The 274-nt window shown below is 51.1% G+C and carries 1 protein-coding gene; it reads left to right on the forward strand.

All coding sequences use genetic code 11. The features are described from left to right. Nucleotides 1-20: 20 nt before the first annotated feature. The coding region (locus MN204_RS21640) for a hypothetical protein (RefSeq protein ID WP_249872927.1) at nt 21-274 on the forward strand (254 nt) is incomplete at its 3' end.

The following is a 274-nucleotide window of genomic DNA, read 5'->3' on the forward strand; positions in this document are numbered from 1 at the left end:
CGTTATCTGCAGAAGTGGCCGTGACATCATTAGACACGCGATTGGCTCGGGTGCAAGCGTTGCACCTATTGCTAACGGATCCACAGGCAGTGGTTGTGACTGGCGTTGCGGGTGTCATGCGATACTTGCCACCAGTTAAGGCGTTTGCGGATGCTGCGATTACGCTTGATTTTGACCATGACTATGAATTAGCTGAGTTGCAGGCGAAGTTGGTTCAGATGGGATATCAGCGTAATGGATCAGTTGAACAACCGGGTGAATTTGCTGTGCGTGG

It is taken from the genome of Oceanobacillus saliphilus (assembly GCF_023522835.1).
In the GTDB taxonomy this organism is placed as follows: domain Bacteria; phylum Bacillota; class Bacilli; order Bacillales; family Amphibacillaceae; genus Oceanobacillus; species Oceanobacillus saliphilus.